The following is a 17748-nucleotide window of genomic DNA, read 5'->3' on the forward strand; positions in this document are numbered from 1 at the left end:
TGCGGCCGGAGAATATTATTTTCATTCAAATGATATATCGGAGGTGCAAGTACTGAAACTGGAAACTCCCGCTGTTAACCCCTATCTGGCTGTAATACTGGCGGTGGTTGCCACCGCTTTTTCGTCAATATTTACAAAACTAGCCTTTGCTCCGCCGAATGTGATAGCTTTTTACCGGCTGGCCTTTACCGTGTTATTGCTAACCCCGCTGGCGCTGAACTCCTCCGGGCGCCGGGAGCTCAGGCAGATACCCGGGCGGGATCTGGCGATGGCGACACTGGCCGGGGCCTTTCTGGCTTTGCATTTCGCTGTGTGGATTGCCTCCCTTCAGTACACCTCCGTGGCCAGTTCCACTGTGTTGGTTACCATGCAGCCGCTATTTGTAGTAACCGGCGGATTCTTTTTCTTCAAGGAGAAGATTCCCCTGCGTGGCCTGGCCGGGGGCGCCGCAGCGCTGTCCGGCAGCGTTATCATTGGTTTAGGAGACTTTCAGGCTGGCGGACAAGCTTTGTGGGGAGATATACTGGCCTTTAGCGGCGCCTTTATGGTAGCCCTCTACATCCTGATCGGGCGCAGCCTGCGGAGCAGGCTTTCCCTTTTTCCCTATGTTTTTCTCGTTTATGGTACTTCGGCATTCTTTTTACTCCTGATTAATCTGGCTAGCCGTACGCCGCTGTTCCCATATCCGGTTATGGACTGGGTTTGGTTTCTGGCCCTGGCCGTGGTGCCCACCATATTTGGGCATACCGTTTTCAACTGGGCGTTGCGCTATGTGAAGGCAGCGGTGGTTTCTGTCAGTATCCTGGGTGAACCGGTCGGAGCCACACTGATGGCCTATTTTATTTTTAAAGAGGTCCCGGGACCGCTGCAAATAACAGGAGGGCTTGCCATTATAGCGGGGCTCTATATCTTTATTACTGCTTCACGTGGCAAGTGACTACTGTATTTATTTATTATCAACGACATCATGGTTTTACCGGGAAAGAAGGATAAAAACCGGTTAATGTTGAAATTAAGTTACTCAATGAATCAACGAGGCACGGGAGTGTTCGCCCGGCAGATTGATTTAATCTTAAAAAAAGGGGGAAAAGGGTTTTGAAAAAAAACAGGTATCTATTGGTCCTGGTGGCTTTGCTGGCCTTAGCCTTGATGGCTGCCGGCTGCGGCGGCGCCAAGGAGACACCCAAGGCGGCTGGTGGAGACACCATTAAGATTGGGTTCCTGGGGGGGTTGACCGGTGGACACGCTCACTATGGAATTGAAACTCTGAAAGGGATGCAGATGGCCGTCGACGACATCAACAGCGCCGGCGGGGTTAACGGCAAAAAACTGGAGATCGTCCAGGGAGACCACGGCAGCAACAGCAGTGAGGCCGCTAACGTTACGCAAAAGCTGATCACCCAGAAGGTGTCTGCCATTGTCGGCGACCCGACCACTGGTATTACCAAATCGGCCGCCCAGATTTGCCAACCGGCCAAGGTTGTCCTGCTCTCGGCAGGGGCTGTCGGCCCGGGAGTTGTTGAAATTGGTGACTACATATACCGCGATACCTTGCTTGACGCGGTTGCGGCGCCGGCGGTGACCAGATATTTAGCCGAAGATCTCAAGTGGAAAAAAGTAGCCCTGGTTACAACTACCGGCCTTTCCTACAGCGAAGGGCTGACCAGTATCTTTAAACCGGCGCTGGCCAAGTATGGTATGGAAATTGTGGCCGAACAGAGCATCATGGAAAAGGACACCAACTTCAGCGCCCAGGTCACGGCCCTCAGCCAGAAACAATTTGACGGGGTGGTTTTCACCGGCTATTATACCGAGGGCGCTCTGTTCATGAAAGAAATGCGCAAGCAGGGGCTCAACCAGGTGATGGCCGGAGGTGACGGCCTCTTGGGTAAAGAACTTTACGAACTGGGCGAAAATGCCGTTCAGGGGAGTATGGTTTACGCCGGTTTTGCGGTGGACACCCAGAACGCCACCGGCAAGACCAAAGAATTCATTGAGAAATACAAAGCCAAGAACAACAATGCCCTGCCCGACATGTTCCCCGCTCAGGGCTATGACGCGGTAATGCTCCTGGCAGACGCCATGAAGGCGGCCAATAGCAGCGATCCCACCGTTTTCAAGGATAAGCTCGCTCAGACCAAGGACTGGCAAGGCGTTACCGGTACGATTACTTTCGACGAAAAGCGCGAACCGATCAAGAGCCCGGTCTACCTGCAAGAGGTGAAGGGACAGGCTTTTGCGGTCAAAGCGGTTATCCCCATCACACAATAATGCCGCCGACGGCGCTATAACTATAAAGCGAACAGTCCTTTAGATAGAGATCGTTTGCCATATGGGTCGCGGGCCTGCCAAAGTACAACTGTTACCGGAGGACGTTCCTTATTTGAATAAGGCTCGAAATCCTGACGCTGGCCCTTGGCAGGCCGCGGCTGATTTTAATTTTTACACGGGTATTCGTGCAGCAAAGGTCCTTTCGACAGTTGCCGTCCCGGATGGGCTCTTGAAGCAATAGGAGGTAGTAGAATGTTCTGGCAGCAGTTCTGGCAGCAGCTGGTTAACGGGGTGACCCTGGGCTCCACTTACGCCTTAATAGCCCTGGGTTATACCATGGTTTACGGTATCATTCAACTTATTAATTTTGCGCATGGCGAGGTCTACATGATCGGGGCTTTTACCGGCCTGATTATGGTAACTGTGTACAAAGTCAATTTTATGGTTGCAATCCTCGCTGCCATGCTGGTTTGCATTCCGCTGGCAATTCTTATTGAGAGAGTCGCCTACCGTCCTTTGCGCAGATCTACCAGGCTGGCCCCCCTGATTTCCGCCCTGGGGGTCTCCATTTTTCTGCAGACACTGATTACGCTGATTAAAGGCGGCCCGAACCCGCTGGCTTTTCCCCAGGTAATTCAGGATACTGTTTACGTACTGGGGCCGGTCAGGTTTTCCACAGTCCAGGTCCTCATATTAGTCATGGCCAGCCTTTTGATGGTGTTCCTGCAATTTACCGTGAAATACACCAGGATCGGCAAGGCCATGCGGGCCACCTCGGAAGATTATGAAACCGCCAGCTTAATGGGCATCAACGTCAATCGTGTTGTTTCATTTACCTTCGCGGTGGGCGCGGCTCTGGCCGGAGCAGGCGGTGTACTGGTGGGCATGTATTTTAATTCAATCCATCCCTTTATGGGTGTGAGTGTCGGTCTCAAATCCTTCTGCGCGGCGGTGGTCGGGGGAATCGGCAGTATTCCGGGAGCCATGCTGGGTGGAATATTCCTCGGGATTGCCGAGGTAATGGGTGTTGCCGCGGGATTTGACACCTATAAAGAGGCGATAGCCTTTGGATTCCTGATCTTGGTTTTACTTTTTAAACCGACAGGCCTGTTGGGCCTTCCGATACAAAGGAAGGTGTAGGGTTTATGGAAGCCTTTGTTAATGTGTTGACCAACCCTTATTACGTCCAAGTTGCAACCATGATGGGCATATTTCTGATTGCAGCCCTGGGGCTGCACCTGATTACAGGTGTTACCGGACAGTTTTCCTTCGGGCACGCTGCCTTTTTGAGCATAGGCGCCTATAGTTCAGCTTTGATGACCATCCACCTGCACACCCCCTTTATCCTGAACATGCTTGCCGGCGGGCTGATGGCAGCCCTGTGGGGTGTCCTTCTGGGGTTTCCCAGCCTCCGGTTGACCGGAGATTACCTGGGAATCACCACCCTGGGCTTCGGTGAAATTGTACGGGTGGTATTTATTAACATGAAAATCACGGGAGGAGCCGGCGGGCTGGGCGGTATACCCAGAGAAACAAATATTTTAATTGTTTATATTGTTGTGGCGCTGACCATCTGGGGTCTCTACCGCATCCAGAATTCCCGCTTCGGACGGGCTCTGGCCGCTATCCGTGAGGATGAAATTGCCGCCGAGTCCATGGGTATCAACCCACTTCTCTATAAAATACAAGGCTTTGCTCTCGGGACCTTCTTTGCCGGGATCAGCGGCTCCCTTTTTGCACACATGATGCAGTATCTCAATCCAGCGGACTTTGGTTTTGCAAGGTCATTTGAGATTTTGAACTACGTGGTTTTGGGCGGACTCGGCAGTATTCCGGGGGCTATTCTTGGTACGGCTGTCCTGTCTCTGGCGCCTGAATTTTTGCGGTTCGTTCAAGAGTACAGGATGCTAATTTACGGCGCCCTGATGGTTTTGATGATGATTTTCCGCCCCCATGGCCTGCTGGGCGGGGTGGATTTTGCCCGGCTGTACAAAAAAATCAAGAATAAGCGCAAGTCTGTAGAGAGTAATAATGCTGAAGGCATATAAACATTGCATTTTCTATAGGCATGTTGGACCAGGTCGTAGGCCGTAGGGCGTAAGGCGTAAAATACTAGCGCAGGATGTTAGTGCTTAAGATATATGACGGCCTTCAAGAAGACCTAAAAGAAATGCAGTATATACTACGCCCTACGCCTTACGACCTAAACGATGTCGGTTGGATTAAATTAGATGTTTTTAAATAAACCCTGTATAAAAGGAATTATTTACTGAGGTGCATTTATGTCTTTATTACTGGAGCTGGAAGACGTAACCATCCGTTTCGGTGGTTTGATCGCTGTTGACCACGTCAGCCTTCAGTTGGAGGAAGGTCAGGTGGTGGCTTTAATCGGACCCAACGGGGCCGGTAAGAGCACTGTTTTCAACGTGATTACCGGTATTTATCCCCCTACCGGCGGCAAGGTGCTATTTAAGGGCGCTGATATCACAACCATGAAACCATACGCCATCACAGCCCGCGGCATTGCGCGGACCTTCCAAAATATTCGTCTTTTTAAAAACCTCTCTGTTATTGATAACATTAGAATAGGTTGTCACTGCCGCAGCAAGGCGGGAATAATCGGGGCGCTAACCAGGCTGTCCGGTTTCAAGGAAGAGGAAAGAATTATTATCGAAAAATCCCTGGCCGTTATGGATGTGGTCGACCTGACCCCCAAAAGGGAAGAGCTGGCCAAGAACCTTTCCTACGGTGAGCAGAGGCGGCTCGAAATAGCCAGGGCTTTGGCGGCTGAACCATTGCTTTTGCTGCTGGACGAACCGGCTGCCGGGATGAACCCGCTGGAGAAGCAGACTTTAATGCAGATGCTGCAGCGTATCAGGACGATGGGCGTTACTATCCTGCTGGTAGAGCACGATATGAAATTCGTCATGAGTATTTCCGACCGTGTGGACGTATTGGATTACGGGCAGAAAATTGCTTCGGGCACGCCGGCGGAAATTCAGAACGACCCTGCGGTAATTGCCGCCTACCTTGGGAAGGAAGTGGTTTAGAGGATGCTCCTGGCTGTTGAAAACCTTACCGTTTCTTATGGGGGTATCCAGGCCTTAAGAGGTATTTCCTTTACCGTGGAGGAGGGTGAAGTGGTGACCCTGATCGGCGCCAACGGGGCCGGAAAAAGCACTACTTTAAAAACCATCTGCGGCTTGGTCCGGCCCCAGTCAGGTAATGTCTCTTACCAGGATGAGTCACTGCATAAAGCGTCACCCCACCAAATCGTTTCCATGGGAATATCTCAGGTGCCGGAGGGGCGGCGTGTTTTTACCAGGCTGACCGTGCTGGAAAACCTTGAGATGGGCGCCTATACACGGAACAAACAGGAAACCAGGCAATCGCTGGAAAGTGTTTTTGAGAGGTTCCCGCGCCTTAAGGAGAGGAAAAATCAGCTTGCTGGAACCTTGAGCGGGGGAGAACAGCAGATGTTGGCTATGGGTCGGGCCTTGATGTCCAGGCCCCGCTTGCTCCTTCTTGATGAACCTTCCATGGGGCTGGCGCCGATGCTGGTGAGAGAGATATTTTCGATTATTACTGAAATCAACCGGTCGGGCATGACCATACTGTTGGTGGAACAGAATGCCAACATGGCGCTATCTATTGCCAAGCGGGCTTATGTACTGGAAACAGGTCAAATTGTACTTTCAGGCTTGGCCGCCGAGATGGCCCGTAATCCGGAAGTGCGCAAAGCTTATCTCGGTGAGTAACGAAAGTGCAGGAGGGTAGAAAAGTGAAAAGGCCCGATTTTGATTCTTTCAGGACTATTTTTCTGGAATGCCTGGGGCAGTCCACCAACCTGGAGCCTTTAAACAGCGCTGCGGCCAGGTGGGATGGACTTGGCGACCTGGAGATGCGAGGTCAAATTCTGGAGTCGGTTAATGCCAAACTGCAGGATAGCTGCGGTTTGAGCTTTGAGGTCAACCACCGGCTGCTTAAGGTAGAAGGTCCGGTGGAAAGCGTGATCATCCAGGCTTATCACGAGTTGAACACTATTTATCTGGTTGAAAAAATCAACAACAAGATTAGGGGGCGGCTCAATTAATCGGACGAAATGTAAATTAACTAAAAGTAAATAATTTTTTGAATTTTTAGTTTTACATAGAAGGAATTTTTAAAAGGCGGTTGAATATAATAAATTGAGGTTGGTAGGACGGTCACTTTGCCAGGCCGCTTGTCAAAAATACCATCCTCTTATAATGGTTAATGGGGGTATAGAACCGGCTCCGGCCTGCCACATGGGGTTTTTACGATCATGTGGCAATGACGGAACGTAGTGTCGGTTTGTAATTTGCGCCCATTCAACCATTATTTTTATTTTTAGGCGAGAGGGGGGTGGTAAAAAAGGAAAGTAATCAACAAGCGCTTGCCATGAGAAAAATATGGAATTATCTCACATCTTGTTTATTGTTGGGTAACAGGGTCCATACTGACTTGGCGAAAAATTGAGAGGGAGTGAGATTATGTCAGTTGAAAAGGCAACGCTGCCAAGGTGGATTCCTCTACTGGGTGGATTGCTGGGCAGTACAACCTGTGGTTTGCTGCTGTATGCCTTTAGTGTTTTTATCAAGCCCCTGAGGGCGCAGTTTGGTTGGACAGCTGCTGAAGTATCACTGGCTTACGCCATTGCCGTGCTTATATTCGGTCTCATGACATTCCCTGCGGGAAAATTAAGCGATAAATTCGGCCCCAGGCCGGTAGTTGTTATCGGGGGAGCTATCGTTGGTATCGGCTTCTTCCTGACTTCAACTATCGAGACCAAATTTCAACTATACCTCTACTACGGCCTTATCGCCGGTTTTGGCGGCGGCCTGGTCTACCTTCCGCCAATTTCCACCGCGCCCAAATGGTGGCCCGACCGGAGGGCGCTGGCTACCGGTATCGCAGTGGTCGGCCTCGGTTTGGGCTCGTTCATCATGGGTCCGCTGGCTACCGGCATGATCAACTCTTTTGGTGGGGCGCTGCCCGTATTTAAGTATGTCGGTATTGCAATGTTCTTTATGGCTATTATTGCCGGGCTGTGCCTGCAGAACCCTCCGCCCGGCTACAAGCCGGCCGGCTGGAACCCGCCGGCGCCTAAGGCGGGGGCGCCGAAGGTGGGCAGGGACTATACCTTCGGCGAGACGATCCGGACAGTCCAGTTCTGGATGCTTTATCTGGCTTACTTCTGCGGCTCATTTGCCGGGCTGATGGTCATCGGGGTTATGGCGGCCCACGGGATTAATGAAATGAATAAAGAGGCGGCTGTCCTCGCGGGTGTTGCAGTAAGCGCCCTTCCCAAGGAATTGACGGCTAAAATCGCCATGCAGGCTGCTCTTGCCACCAGCAGCTTGAATGCCGCCAACGCCCTGGTGCGGATATTGATCGGCGCCATCGCCGACAAGACCGGAACGAGGATTTGTTTCCTGGTAACCTTTGTCCTCCAGGTAGCCGCCATGCTGCTCCTGTTCCCGGTTGGGAAAACCCTTTTCCTCCTCTGTGTTGTTGCCATTATCATTGGCTGGAACTATGGAGCCATGTTTACCCTGTTCCCTGCCACTTGTTTGCAGTACTTCGGCCCGACGGCTCAGGGGTCAAACTACGGCCTGCTGTTTACCTCCTGGGGCATTGCCGGCTTCGTAGCGAACTTACTGGCCGGTAGAATGTTTGATATCTTTGGAACCTACATGATGTCGTTTACGGTAGGCGCTGTTTTGGTTGCGGTTGGTGTTATAGTTCTAGCCATAACCAAACAGCCGCAGAGGCTATCGGCAGATGCAAAAGCCGGGTCCGCCCACCTGTCAAGCTAATAACAATTAAGGTGTTTATAGACCATGTAGAGCGTCCTGTATTGCACGGGGCGTTCTGCTATTTGTCGCTTAAAAATCCGCCAGGAAGCGGCAGCGTAAGACCACAGGCCGACGGGCCGGCAAATTTGTTTTGACATAAAAATAAAATGGCGCCTTCTCTCAAGACGCCTTAAAGTAGGGGGCTATTTATAAATATACAGGTATAAGTATATTATTCTTTGATTTTCTTTCTAACGAAATAACCCTGCGGGTCAATAACTTCCCGGATTAAACGGACTTCCTCTACCGTCGGAGGCTCAAATTCGTAAACATCATCGGGAATAATCAGTTTAAAACCGGTGGCTTCCTGTACGCTATTAACCGTTTCGCCGGGCATGGTGGCGATTAGTTTCATCCGTTTGGTTTCATCGTCAAAACCCATAAGGGCTTTGGTGGTGATCACCCTGTAGGGGCCCTGTCCGACCAGGCCGGCGCGCCAACGGGCGTTGGGAGAACCGTCCAGGTAGCCGGGGCTGGTGATGTAATTTATCTTCTCTGCGAAACGTCTCGGCTCGTGTACCATGATAATGATGGTGCGCTCGCAGGAGCAGGCCATATCGCTGGCGCCGCCGCTGCCGGGCAGACGGGTTTTGGGCTTCTGGTAGTTTTCCGGAAACTTGCCCATCATGGTGGAGTTCAGGTTGCCATACGGGTCGATCTCAGCGCCGCCGATAAAGCCGAAGTCGCAAAAGCCGCGTTGGGTCAGCTCAAAGGCTGAGTTGAGGCCGAGCAGGTAGTTGGCCTTGTATGTGGTCCTGGATCCACCCACAGAAAGGGGCAGGCCGCGGGAAAGCTCGGGACCGACGGCGCCTGCCTCAAATACCGGGACGATGCCGGGGCCGTGCGTCAACTGGGCCAGGGTAATGGCCACCATAGGCAGGCCGGTGCCGGCGAACACTACTTTATTATCAATCAGGGTTCGCGACCCAGCGACTACGATCATCTCTTGAGGAGTAAAGTCTTCAGAATAATTTGCCATTTATTGCCACCCCCTAACCTAATACCGTGTAGCCTGCATCAAGGCGAATGCCGGGCTCGATTTTTTGAATATACTGAATCTGGCTGAGCGGAAGCTTGTTGATAAATTCGGTTGTGTTCTCTACTCCAAATATATAGGTGTCGTAGTAGTCCTGGAGCGGAGCAGGATCCCCTTTACGTAACTTCTCGCAGGCTCCCCTGAATTCGGCGGTGTGTTTTTCGTCGAAGTAATAGAGTCCGTTGGAGTTGCCCGGGTAAGCTCCGTACGGCACTTCAATGACGGCGTCGACACTGAAGAACGGTATGCTGACCCGGTTCGGGTACCGTGTCATGTCGTCGTGCTCGATCAGGCGGTCACAGGTAACAATGGTGTGCGCGGAAGCCATGGCAATTTCCGGACAGGTAAATAACGGACCCTGGATCCGGCAATTGCCGTAGATGTCAGCCTCCTGAACGTGCACCAGGGCAACGTTCGGGTGTGAGGCAGGCAGGAGCATAATCGGCCGCCCGGTGAAGGGGCATTCAATGACCTTGGCCCTGTTGGTTTGGAGCATATCGCTGCCAAGGGGACTGCGGCAAGGAATAAACGGCAAGCCAATGGAGGCTGCTTTAAAGCGGGCGGACATGTTGTAGTTGCTCCAGTCTTCGAGCTCCACCTTATTGTTTTCAGCCAGGTAGCGTAAAAGCGGGGAAATACCGAAAGCTTCGTGTGCGAAGTAGGCAAATTCCATTCTTTTGATACTGTTTTTGCTTTCGTCCAAAGCCATAGCTCCGGCCAAATATTCAGGCGCAAGTCCGGCGGATTGGAAAGAAAGGGTTAAATCTTTTCTTCCCTGCCTGATAATCTCATGTACGATTGCAACTGGTTGCCGGGCGTTAACAAAACCAGCAATGCCGACATTGTCTCCATCCTTGACAAATTTTTGCACGGCCTCTTTGAGGCTCATTCTTTTGTCTCTTTTGGATTTATCTTTGTTTGCCAGGAACTGTCTGGCCTCATCCGGTGATAGGCCTGTCCATTCAATCATTGGCTCTCTCCCCCTGGTTTCTGTAATCCGGGCATCCAAAATTTGCACAGATTTACTCCCGCCGACGAACCGGGACGCTGTTTACATGAATTCTTGGGAGCTGTGGCACGGCAGTCTGGTACTTAACAACAGGTTATAATACAACAGATACTTTACGTTCCTTTCTTCATAGAAAAATATTTCTATTCCGAAATTCCTGCATCATCGACCCGTGACTAGATGGTTTCCCATCCCCGTCGAAAGGGAGCTTTACAGGCTTAAATTCCCGAAGAACTTCCGGCGCTCAAATTTCGGGCAACGCTTCTTGCATATCCTTCAGGTTGACAGCAGCATGAACGTCACGGTCATGGACTTTGTGCCATGAAAGAAATATATTTCTATATTTTAATTAACAATTTGGAACCCCCCACTAAATACTATATGTTGTTTATGGTTACCTGCCGCCAGCACCTTTTTAACCTGGTGTGCCAATTTATGCCAGATGTAAACAGCCAGAAACCTTTCCTTTCTACAAAAGTTTTTTAGATTTAAACCTTCTCCACCTTCCTTACAAGCAAATTCTATCGTTCTTATAAACAATAGACCATTGTCTGAAGGAACAGTATGGATCTATCTTTGGGACTAGTACTTTAGATACAATCCATGGGTGAGAAGTTAATAAATGGCTATGAATAACCGGCTTCTTGTTTTGCAGTAAAGGTTATCACCCCAGATCAAGGAATATCTTGTGTACCCTGCAAGTATAAATAGATTGTCTTATAGAACGAGAGGAACTAACCGGTTGACCATGAGGACTAGGACGCCGGATACATTGTCAGAATATTAAAACATTGATAAGATCGTTTTGCAGCAAGTATTATCTTTGGCTCAGGATTATTTATAGCCCGAAAAACCTGAGCATGAGCATGCTTTTGAGGAACAGGAGCGCATATAGAGATTAACCGATATGATTATCCGTAATTTCCTTCATTATTAGATGGGCAGATACCGTAAGGCGGCTAATAGCTGAGAGGGGGTGGCCTGGTAAGTCTGCTGGAATGGGGAAGTGGGCTGGATATTAGAAAAGTTTTTTAAAGGGAGGCAAAAAAATGACAAACAATGTAAGCTCTAAAATTAAAAATATTTCCACTCTGGAGTACAAGGAAAAAGAGTTTGAATACTGGGGTCCGACCCCCGACGAAGCCAGAAAAATAATGGTCAATAAGTCGCACGGTCTGCGCGATAAAAGACACACTTTAAAGGATGCGGTAGCCAAGTTTATCAAGGACGGGATTAACATCGGAATTGGCGGTTTTGTTAACACCAGGGTTCCCGTAGCTATCATACATGAAATCATCAGACACGGGGCAAAAGATTTGACCCTTTCCTTCCAGTCCAACTCAATTTGTCCCGAGCTTCTGGCAGGAGCGATGATCCTCGATCCTGACCGGGTTTCGATCAAGCGGGTGGAGCTGGCCTGGTGGGGGTATGAAATTATCGGCATTGCCCCCATGGTGCGCTATCTGACCACCAATGGAATGATCGAGATGGACGATTACACCAACTACGGTATGTCCGCCAGGTTTAAAGCCGCGGCCATGGGGATACCTTTTATCCCGGTCAGGGACCACGGCGGTTCAGATATGGAGTTGATTAACAGGGGCAAGATGATCGAATGTCCCTTTAGCGGCAAGAACGTTTACCTGCTGCCGGCCTGCCATCCCGATGTCGGCATCGTCCATACCACGGCAGCTGATATGTACGGCAATGCCAGGATTTTTGGGGCGCATTGCACCTGCCCCGAGATCGCGATGGCGGCTACCTACACGATCATGACGACGGAAAAGGTGATCCCGACTGAAAACATCAGGTCCTATCCCAACCTGACCGAAATTCCATATCCCGCTGTAGACACAGTGACCGAAGTGCCTTTTGGAGCTACACCTGGAGCGAGTTACGGCAACTACTGGTTTGACATGGATCACCTGAAAATGTTCCGCAGCCTCTGCGAGGACTTCCGCAAGACCGGCAACAAGGAAGGGCTCCAGAAGTACTACGATGAGTATATCTTCAGCTGCCAGACCTTTGACGAGACCCTTGAGAAAATCGGGTACAAAGCTCTTAAGGATTTAAAAGACTTGGACGGCGGCCAGCCCATCATCCTGACCTAATCTTGGCTAACCGGCAAATTAGATAATAGGAGGTAAAAAAATGTCCGAATACACTCCATTTGAGATGATAGCTTATACCGGCTCCAGGGTTCTTGAAGACGAAAAAATCGTCTTTGTGGGTACCGGCCTGCCGATCATTGCAGCCATGCACGCTCAGCTTACCCATGCGCCCAACCTTTATATGATTTACGAAGCGGGATCGATGGCGCCTATTCTTGAAATGGGCATGCCGCTTTCAGTCGGAGACACCAGAGCGGCTCGCAAGGCCTGCTACCTCAAGGGGCTGTGCGCGGTATTTGAAATCACGCAACGGGGCTACGCCGACTACGCCTTTATCGGAGGAGCGCAGGTCGATATGTATGGCAACATCTGCTCTACCATTGAAGGGCACAACTATGACCAACCGAACATCCGCTTTCCGGGCAGCGGCGGCGCCGGCGCCATGGCGGCCAACTGCGAGAAAACCATTGCTATTATGGCGCTGGAAAAAAGGAGGTTCGTGAAGAAGCTGGACTTTGTCACCAGCATCGGCTTTGGCGACGGCGCCGGCGATTACCGGGAGAAAGCCGGTGTGATGGGCTCCGGTCCCTACCGGGTCATTACCAACCAGGCCCTTTTTGGTTTTGACCAGGAAACAAAACGTATGAAACTGCTTGAAGTAAAACCGGGGAGGACACCTCAGGATATCCAGGACCTGGTGGACTTTGAGTTAATTATTCCGCCGGATGTCAAGGAGATGGCTGAACCCACGGATGAGGACTTAAGACTGCTCCGGGATGTGATCGACGCCGAGGGTTATTTCCTTAAACGAGTTATAAAAAAATAGTTGCGGCGACGTAAATATTGGAGGAGGTGATGTTTCTAACGAAATAAACCTGCAGTACCGCGGAATAACAATATAGAATTATTCCGTTAGCTGTTTTAAAAAGGTAATCTACCCCCTACTCACCCGCGCCTTGGGCAAAAGGCGCGATTTTTTTGGCTGAATACAACGAGCATGACTGACTACAGGCCGCCGTAGTAGGATTCGTTCCGGCAAGATGGCCTTTTTGGCCCGGTCAATTGTTAGTATCTAAAAACTTTTCCTGGATGGCCAGGACCGCCGCCTGGGTGCGGTCGTTCACGTTTAACTTCGTTAAAATACTGCTGACATGAGCCTTGACGGTGCGTAAAGTGATCTTTAAGCTGGAGGCGATTTCCTTATTGCTCAAGCCGTTGACAATCAGCTGCAGGACCTCTTTTTCCCGGCAGGTCAAGAGGGAAGGTTCCTTCTGAGCCTGCTGAGGCGGGGTCCCCTGCACCAGGTTAACCAGCAGTTCGTTGGCGATAGTGGTATCAACAAAATATCGTCCTTCAGCAACGCTTTCGACAATTTCGATCAGCTGCTCGGGAGAACTGTCTTTTAAAACGTAGGCGGAGCTCCCTTCACGTATGGCCTGGACCACCTTGTCGTGCTGGTTGTGCACCGTTAGTATAACTACCTGGACGGATGGGTGTTTGGCCTTAATTATTTTGGCCGCCTGGATGCCGTCCATTTTCGGCATATTCACATCCATAAGCACCATGGTGGGCTTTAGCCTGGCCACAGCTTCAACCGCTTCTTCCCCGTTGGCCGCTTCTCCTGCGATGGTCACATCATGCAGTTCGAAGAGCATACGCAGGCTGCGGCGCACCAGGGGGTCGTCATCGACCAGCAGCAGCCTGATCTCGTTGACCAGGAACTCATTCATTAGACCACTCCGTTCCGTCCGGGATGTTGAACAAACAGGGTTATATTGAATTTAGTGCCCCAACCCGGTTCACTCTCAACTTCAATGACGCCCCTGTGAGCTTCTATGTTTTTTTTGGCAATGGCCAGCCCGAGGCCGGTACCGCTCTGCTTGGTGGTAAAAAAAGGGTCGAAAATCTTTTGTTGGATTTCGGGTGAAATCCCGTCACCCCAGTCCTCAATGGTGACCACGACCCGGTCAAAAGAGGGGTCGGTTGATACACGTACGGTACCCCCGCTTTCAGTGGCGGCAATGGCGTTGGACAAAAGGTTGCTGAAGGCTTCTTTTAATTTTTCATGGTCGGCCAGGACCAGGGGTGTGGGTTTGTGCAGCGAGGTTTCAATAATCATTTGGCTGCTCAAGTGTTTCTTATGCTCGGTTACAAGGTCTCTTAAGAGCTCGTTTATGTCAATTTCTTTTATTAACAGGGTGGTATTACCGGAAAAATGCAGCAGGTCCTCCGTGGTGCGGCTGACACGCTCCACAGCTTCTTTGACAATGTTCAGATCTTCGTTGAAATCCATCCGCCAGGCCGCTTTTTTTTCAACTGAATAGAGAGAAAGGCGGATGGAGGTAAGAGGATTTTTGATCTCATGGGCGATAATCGCGGCTGCCCTGCCGAGGGCGGCCAGCCTTTCCGCTTGTTTAACTTTTTGTTCGAGGACGGTGATCAGGTGCTCCTTTTCCTTTAGGCCTTTTTCGTAGGTTAGGGCGTTTTTCACGGCTATTCCGACTTGGTGAGCAACCAGTTCCAGCATACGCTGGTCCTTGAGACTGAAATCCCGCCTGCTTTCAGGACGTGTGAGCTGGATGGTCCCGATAAAGTTACCGTCTAAAATAATAGGCGCGCCAATGCCATAGAGTACTCCAATCCCTTCCCGGCGAAGAGCGGACTGGAAGTAAAGGGTCTTTTTTATTTCCTCGACCGTGAGGATATCGGTGGCCCGGCAGCTTTTTTTGGTTTCAAACAGTTTTTTAAAGAGGAAGTTCTGCTCGGTGTTTTCAGTAAAAAGTTTTGCCAGTCGCTCACTTAAGCCTATGTTTGATTGCAGCGTGATTCTTCCGGTCTTTTCCTGGTAGAAAAAAATACCGCTTTTGGTGTGTGGGATCAGCTTGGGCAGGTAAGCGTGTACACAGTGGAGGATTTCATCAAGGTCTAAATTTGAGGTTACAGTTTCACTTATGTTAAGTAATATATCGAGCTCGTCTACACCAAGTTCGCTCTTAAAACCCTCCCTGCCGCTAACCCGGGCGGTTTCATGAGATGTTTTGATTTTCCGGTTGTCGCTTTTCATCTCAAATCCTTCCCCTCAGATCATAAAAAAGCTGTTCAGTCAATAATATAATTTATATATTCCTTTTATTATAGCAGTTTTCAAAAGATTTCGCACTTTTGAAAGAGGAGCAATAACTTGCTCAGCCCGGAGTTTAAGGGGATAATAGTAAAAAGACTAATAGTATTGCCGGGAGGTTTTTATATGCCTTATGAATATGACGGGATTAAGCCCAAGATTGATGAGACAGTGTTTATAGCTCCGGGGGCGATTGTGGTTGGAAAGGTTGAAATTGGGCCGAACTCCAGCATTTGGTACAACTCTGTGGTCAGGGCGGACGTCGATACCATAACAATCGGCTCCCGCACGAATATCCAGGACGGTTCCATACTGCACGAGCATACCGGTTTTCCGCTGGTCATAGGAGACCGGGTAACAGTAGGGCACCGGGCTCTTCTACATGGCTGTACAATTGAAGACGACGCCTACATTGGTATGGGTGTGATCGTGCTGAATGGCGCTCACGTGGGGGCAGGGGCCGTAGTAGGAGCCGGGTCCCTGGTGCTGCAGGGCCAGCGCATACCTGCCGGCATGCTTGCGATGGGACTTCCGGCAAAAGTGGTGAGGGAGTTGAAGGAAGGGGAGTATGAACGGTTTCGGGGCGCCGTCGGCAGGTATCAAAATCTGGCTGAAATACACAACAGACTGCTGGAATAAACACTGTTTTACAAAAAGACGACTGCCACCGCCCGGTATGCTAAGCCGGCCAGCAGGGCCGTGACCGGCAAGGTGATCACCCAGGTGATCACCATTCTTTCCGCTGTATCCCAACGGACCGAATTAAAGTGTTTGGCCGAACCTACTCCCATAATTGAAGAAGAAATAACATGGGTGGTGCTGACAGGCATTTTGATCAGGGTGGCCAGGATGATAATCATGGCCGAGCTTAAATCTGCCGCAAACCCGTTGGCTGGTTCCAGCTTGATAATCCTGGAGCCTACGGTCTTGATTATTTTCCAGCCGCCTACGGAAGTACCAAGGGCCATGGCCACGGCGCACACCAATTTAACCCAGAAGGGGACGTCAAGGGTGGTTTGGAAGCCACCCGCCACCAGTGCAAAAGTGATGATACCCATCGTTTTTTGGGCGTCATTGGTGCCGTGGCTGAATGATTGAAAGGCGGCCGTTAACACTTGCAGGAGGCGAAAGCGCCGGTTTAATTTGGCATGGTGCCCGTTTTTAAAAATGAATCTGATCAGGCTCATAATGATGTAGCCAACGGTGAAAGCAATCAGCGGGGAGAAAAGCAGCGCGCTCAAAACAGTAATAAAGCCGCCGAAATTCACCGCGTTATGCCCGGCTGAGGCAATTACGGCGCCGGTTAAAGAACCGATCAGGGCATGGGAGGAGCTGCTGGGAATGCCGTAATACCAGGTGATGAGGTTCCAGGCAATGGCGGCAACCAGGGCGGCGACGACGATGTATATACCATGTTCGAGTTGTAGCGGGTCGGCAATCTGGCCTCCGATGGTTTTGGCGACCCCGGTGAAGGAAAGGGCGCCTAAAAGGTTCATGCATGCGGCCAGGACGATGGCAGCCCTCGGAGTGAGCGCTTTGGTCGATACAGAAGTGGCGATGGAATTGGCCGTATCGTGAAAACCGTTGATAAAGTCGAAAGATAAAGCCAGCGCTACGACTATAACCAGGATCAGGTTTATTTCAGACATTTAAGACTCCTTAGTTCCGCATCATGATTCTTTCTAAAATATCAGCGACGTCCTCGCATTCATCCGTGATCTCTTCCATCATATTATAAATTTCTTTTTTCTTGATAATATCGATGGGGTCGGTGCAAGTAGAGAACAGTGTTTTTAACCCATCTCGCAACAGGTCGTCGGCGACCTTTTCCAGGTCGTTAATTTTATGGGTATGCTTGCTCATATCCTGTAATTTTTTCTCACCCAGATGCCTGATCGCCTCGACAATTTCTTCAATGCACATCTCAATATTTTTGGAGAAAAGCTTCATGTACTCGTCGGTTTCAACGATGTTGAAAAGCTCAAACCTCCAGGTGCAAGCTTCAATAAGGTCGAGCACGTCATCCAGCTTGATGGTTAGTCCAAGTATATCCTCTCTCTCAAGGGGCGTTATAAAGCTTTTGTTCAAGGCAAACATGATTTCATGGGTGTACTGGTCGCCGATATTCTCAAGGTTTTTGACCTGGACGGCAAATTTTTCAGTGTCGCCCAGGTTGGAAATCTCCTCCCGGAATATTTTGGAAGCCATTTGCAGGTTTTTAGCTATCAGTATAAAATATTCATAAAAAGTATCCTTTTTCCTGGTTTGAAACATCTACAGCACCTCTTTTGGGGATGTTTGTCTCATACTGGTATCTTATCATA

General features: G+C 50.2%; 17 protein-coding genes. 11 read left to right on the forward strand and 6 right to left on the reverse strand.

The window, feature by feature from the left end; all coding sequences use genetic code 11:
* The first annotated feature begins 43 nt into the window (after nt 1–43).
* From Psch_RS18415 to Psch_RS18450, 8 genes are all read left to right on the forward strand, one after another.
* On the forward strand, nt 44–937 hold the full coding sequence (locus tag Psch_RS18415; RefSeq protein WP_427910124.1) for a DMT family transporter: 894 nt from the start codon (nt 44–46) through the stop codon (nt 935–937).
* Nucleotides 938–1095: 158 nt separating this feature from the next.
* Complete coding sequence (locus Psch_RS18420; protein WP_190259250.1) at nt 1096–2271, forward strand: ABC transporter substrate-binding protein; 1176 nt, start codon at nt 1096–1098, stop codon at nt 2269–2271.
* 252 nt (nt 2272–2523) lie between these two features.
* A complete protein-coding gene (locus Psch_RS18425; protein WP_190259251.1) occupies nt 2524–3411 on the forward strand; it encodes a branched-chain amino acid ABC transporter permease in 888 nt (295 codons plus the stop codon).
* A gap of 5 nt (nt 3412–3416) precedes the next feature.
* Nucleotides 3417–4319, forward strand: coding sequence for a branched-chain amino acid ABC transporter permease (locus Psch_RS18430; protein ID WP_190259252.1), 903 nt, complete (start codon nt 3417–3419; stop codon nt 4317–4319).
* A gap of 234 nt (nt 4320–4553) precedes the next feature.
* Nucleotides 4554–5321, forward strand: a complete 768-nt coding sequence (locus Psch_RS18435) for an ABC transporter ATP-binding protein (RefSeq protein ID WP_190259253.1) — start codon at nt 4554–4556, stop codon at nt 5319–5321.
* 3 nt (nt 5322–5324) lie between these two features.
* A complete protein-coding gene (locus Psch_RS18440) occupies nt 5325–6029 on the forward strand; it encodes an ABC transporter ATP-binding protein (RefSeq protein WP_134218128.1) in 705 nt (234 codons plus the stop codon).
* 23 nt (nt 6030–6052) lie between these two features.
* Nucleotides 6053–6364 (forward strand): hypothetical protein, encoded by a 312-nt coding sequence (locus tag Psch_RS18445; protein WP_190259254.1) that lies wholly within the window; start codon nt 6053–6055, stop codon nt 6362–6364.
* Nucleotides 6365–6782: 418 nt separating this feature from the next.
* Complete coding sequence (locus Psch_RS18450; protein WP_190259255.1) at nt 6783–8108, forward strand: L-lactate MFS transporter; 1326 nt, start codon at nt 6783–6785, stop codon at nt 8106–8108.
* Between the two features lie 211 nt (nt 8109–8319).
* Here Psch_RS18450 and Psch_RS18455 read toward each other — a convergent pair whose 3' ends face one another.
* The gene (locus Psch_RS18455; RefSeq protein WP_134218131.1) at nt 8320–9126 is read right to left on the reverse strand and encodes a CoA-transferase subunit beta; all 807 of its coding nucleotides are present in this window, start codon (nt 9124–9126) and stop codon (nt 8320–8322) included.
* Between the two features lie 13 nt (nt 9127–9139).
* The gene (locus Psch_RS18460) at nt 9140–10153 is read right to left on the reverse strand and encodes a CoA transferase subunit A (protein ID WP_243124214.1); all 1014 of its coding nucleotides are present in this window, start codon (nt 10151–10153) and stop codon (nt 9140–9142) included.
* 1088 nt (nt 10154–11241) lie between these two features.
* Between Psch_RS18460 and Psch_RS18465 the strand changes: the two genes are divergently transcribed.
* Together Psch_RS18465 and Psch_RS18470 are read left to right on the forward strand one after the other, a co-directional pair.
* The gene (locus tag Psch_RS18465) at nt 11242–12303 is read left to right on the forward strand and encodes a CoA transferase subunit A (RefSeq protein ID WP_190259256.1); all 1062 of its coding nucleotides are present in this window, start codon (nt 11242–11244) and stop codon (nt 12301–12303) included.
* Between the two features lie 40 nt (nt 12304–12343).
* Nucleotides 12344–13129, forward strand: a complete 786-nt coding sequence (locus Psch_RS18470) for a CoA-transferase subunit beta (RefSeq protein ID WP_190259257.1) — start codon at nt 12344–12346, stop codon at nt 13127–13129.
* Nucleotides 13130–13361: 232 nt separating this feature from the next.
* On the opposite strand, the gene Psch_RS18475 is transcribed toward Psch_RS18470, so the two are convergent.
* Entirely contained in the window at nt 13362–14033 is a 672-nt protein-coding gene (locus Psch_RS18475; RefSeq protein WP_190259258.1) for a response regulator, read from the reverse strand.
* Nucleotides 14033–15367: a GAF domain-containing sensor histidine kinase gene (locus Psch_RS18480; protein ID WP_190259259.1), complete on the reverse strand. Its 1335-nt coding sequence runs from the start codon at nt 15365–15367 to the stop codon at nt 14033–14035. Before Psch_RS18480 ends, Psch_RS18475 begins: the two co-directional genes overlap by 1 nt.
* 183 nt (nt 15368–15550) lie before the next feature.
* Here Psch_RS18480 and Psch_RS18485 point away from each other — a divergent pair, with 183 nt between their 5' ends.
* Nucleotides 15551–16063: a gamma carbonic anhydrase family protein gene (locus tag Psch_RS18485; RefSeq protein ID WP_190259260.1), complete on the forward strand. Its 513-nt coding sequence runs from the start codon at nt 15551–15553 to the stop codon at nt 16061–16063.
* A gap of 8 nt (nt 16064–16071) precedes the next feature.
* On the opposite strand, the gene Psch_RS18490 is transcribed toward Psch_RS18485, so the two are convergent.
* Both Psch_RS18490 and Psch_RS18495 read right to left on the reverse strand, forming a co-directional pair.
* A complete protein-coding gene (locus Psch_RS18490) occupies nt 16072–17073 on the reverse strand; it encodes an inorganic phosphate transporter (protein ID WP_190259261.1) in 1002 nt (333 codons plus the stop codon).
* A 10-nt stretch (nt 17074–17083) separates the two neighbouring features.
* Nucleotides 17084–17698 (reverse strand): DUF47 domain-containing protein, encoded by a 615-nt coding sequence (locus tag Psch_RS18495; protein WP_190259262.1) that lies wholly within the window; start codon nt 17696–17698, stop codon nt 17084–17086.
* Nucleotides 17699–17748 lie beyond the last annotated feature (50 nt).

Source organism: Pelotomaculum schinkii (assembly GCF_004369205.1).
Lineage (GTDB): Bacteria > Bacillota > Desulfotomaculia > Desulfotomaculales > Pelotomaculaceae > Pelotomaculum_C > Pelotomaculum_C schinkii.

Excerpts from the sequence above, each read along its gene's own strand:
- Psch_RS18425 (WP_190259251.1), top strand. The coding sequence starts at position 2,524 with ATGTTCTGGCAGCAGTTCTGGCAGCAGCTGGTTAACGGGGTGACCCTG.
- Psch_RS18430 (WP_190259252.1), top strand. The coding sequence starts at position 3,417 with ATGGAAGCCTTTGTTAATGTGTTGACCAACCCTTATTACGTCCAAGTT.
- Psch_RS18435 (WP_190259253.1), top strand. The coding sequence starts at position 4,554 with ATGTCTTTATTACTGGAGCTGGAAGACGTAACCATCCGTTTCGGTGGT.
- Psch_RS18440 (WP_134218128.1), top strand. The coding sequence starts at position 5,325 with ATGCTCCTGGCTGTTGAAAACCTTACCGTTTCTTATGGGGGTATCCAG.
- Psch_RS18450 (WP_190259255.1), top strand. The coding sequence starts at position 6,783 with ATGTCAGTTGAAAAGGCAACGCTGCCAAGGTGGATTCCTCTACTGGGT.
- Psch_RS18455 (WP_134218131.1), bottom strand. The coding sequence starts at position 9,126 with ATGGCAAATTATTCTGAAGACTTTACTCCTCAAGAGATGATCGTAGTC.
- Psch_RS18460 (WP_243124214.1), bottom strand. The coding sequence starts at position 10,153 with ATGATTGAATGGACAGGCCTATCACCGGATGAGGCCAGACAGTTCCTG.
- Psch_RS18465 (WP_190259256.1), top strand. The coding sequence starts at position 11,242 with ATGACAAACAATGTAAGCTCTAAAATTAAAAATATTTCCACTCTGGAG.
- Psch_RS18470 (WP_190259257.1), top strand. The coding sequence starts at position 12,344 with ATGTCCGAATACACTCCATTTGAGATGATAGCTTATACCGGCTCCAGG.
- Psch_RS18475 (WP_190259258.1), bottom strand. The coding sequence starts at position 14,033 with ATGAATGAGTTCCTGGTCAACGAGATCAGGCTGCTGCTGGTCGATGAC.
- Psch_RS18480 (WP_190259259.1), bottom strand. The coding sequence starts at position 15,367 with ATGAAAAGCGACAACCGGAAAATCAAAACATCTCATGAAACCGCCCGG.
- Psch_RS18485 (WP_190259260.1), top strand. The coding sequence starts at position 15,551 with ATGCCTTATGAATATGACGGGATTAAGCCCAAGATTGATGAGACAGTG.
- Psch_RS18490 (WP_190259261.1), bottom strand. The coding sequence starts at position 17,073 with ATGTCTGAAATAAACCTGATCCTGGTTATAGTCGTAGCGCTGGCTTTA.
- Psch_RS18495 (WP_190259262.1), bottom strand. The coding sequence starts at position 17,698 with ATGTTTCAAACCAGGAAAAAGGATACTTTTTATGAATATTTTATACTG.